Origin of the sequence: Enterococcus sp. HMSC076E04, assembly GCF_001814285.1 — a bacterium.
GTDB classification, from domain to species: Bacteria; Bacillota; Bacilli; order Lactobacillales; family Enterococcaceae; genus Enterococcus_B; species Enterococcus_B lactis.
The window spans coordinates 1-760 of the sequence record NZ_KV815567.1; the positions used below are offsets into that span (position 1 = coordinate 1).

At 31.7% G+C, this 760-nt stretch carries 1 protein-coding gene; it reads left to right on the forward strand.

What is annotated here, in order from left to right:
• The first annotated feature begins 80 nt into the window (after window positions 1-80).
• Complete coding sequence (locus tag HMPREF2961_RS01665; protein WP_223917846.1) at window positions 81-548, forward strand: hypothetical protein; 468 nt, start codon at window positions 81-83, stop codon at window positions 546-548.
• Window positions 549-760: the final 212 nt, after the last annotated feature.

A 760-nucleotide genomic window follows, 5' to 3' on the forward strand; every position in this document is an offset into this window, starting at 1 on the left:
ACAGCTTCTTTATTTTTCAAAATTACTAATTCTTGCATTATTTCTTCTCTCCTTTTTGATATAATTTGAGTAAAAAGGTGGTGAATTACTTGATAAAAATTTTGAGCGATTACCAAGTCGCTATTACTTTAATCATTTCTATTTCAGGATTTTTTTTATCCCTCTATAACTTATTTAAAGATAAAAGAAAAATTACGCTCTCCTATTTTTTAGTTAAGCATGATAGAAGTAATCGAATGATTCTTACTGGCGTAATTGCAAACCCATCAAAAATGCCAAACTCAATTATCGAATGTACGTATCTTTACAACGGTAAGAAAATTAATTGTTCACATTATCACGCCAATGGTTTTGATATGGGAAGCATTCATAAAAGTAGCCTTTTATCTCCTATACCGTTGGCACAAGCAATCTCTCCTGGCTACTCAGTCGCTTTTTCAGAAGTTTTAGATATGAAAGATATATTACCTGGTGAAAAACTTGTAATGGTCATAAGAACAGCTAATTATCAAAAAAAATTTAAGTTAAAGCTAAAAGACTCATTTTAATTGAAAAATTTTTCTTTAATAATCAAATACAAATTAATTATTATTGATCCAATCCCACAAAACATAGTTAACAGAAATACAATATCGTCCTTACTCATTAGTCAGTCCCTCCCGACTGGCTTTTTCGCTCTGTACTCAGCTTCATCAAGCCCCATAAAAATCCAGACCATGTAAACGATCGTTCCTATCAACGCTTGCCTGCTTCCCCAAAG